General features: G+C 47.2%; 1 pseudogene. It reads right to left on the reverse strand.

Features of this window, described 5'->3' with window-relative positions:
- A pseudogene (locus ACFIL8_RS11990) lies at window positions 1–577 on the reverse strand (phage tail protein); the annotation flags it as partial.
- Window positions 578–667 lie beyond the last annotated feature (90 nt).

A 667-nucleotide genomic window follows, 5' to 3' on the forward strand; every position in this document is an offset into this window, starting at 1 on the left:
ATAAACATGGCTGCTGCAAAAGGACTTGCGGGTTTAACACTAACACCCCCCTCACGATTTGCCACCCGTACAAAGGGGTCAATCAAATAACAAAAGCGTGAGGAAAAATCTGCACGATAGGCAAGGCTTTCTTCCGCATTTTTACCCCCCGTATCAAACACGGCAATGGCTTGCAACTTTTCTGCCACTTGTTCCAAGGCGTCTGCCACGGGGTTTTTGCCATTATCAATCCGCCCTGCACTATAAGCCGGTGCCAGTAAAATCCCAGGCTCCACCCCCAAATGCCCCCGCGCATGCGCTAAGGCATGCACACCGGTCAAGTGAGTATTGGATCCCACCATTTCGGTTTGTGTCTCAGCAATGGTTGACTTTTCTTCCACCCGCACAAGAATAATTTGTGCCTCAATCCCCTGCGCACACACGGCGTTAATCACATCAAGAGCCGTTCCCCTTCGCCCAAGCTTTTGGATTTTCTCACCCTCATGTGTAAAAACTAACACAGGCTCGTTGAGGGGAAAAACTTGGTTTCAGCATCAGGGGCTGTGACAACCGCTCCAAGGGCGGTCTAATCAAATATTGCTAAAGGACGGGATTTTTTACATTGATTAACCCTATTGACCTTAAATTATTGTCAAATACACAGAGTTATTCTTTATTTTGAGCTTTT

The sequence above is a fragment of the Bartonella sp. AP57NXGY genome (assembly GCF_042195805.1).
GTDB lineage: Bacteria > Pseudomonadota > Alphaproteobacteria > Rhizobiales > Rhizobiaceae > Bartonella.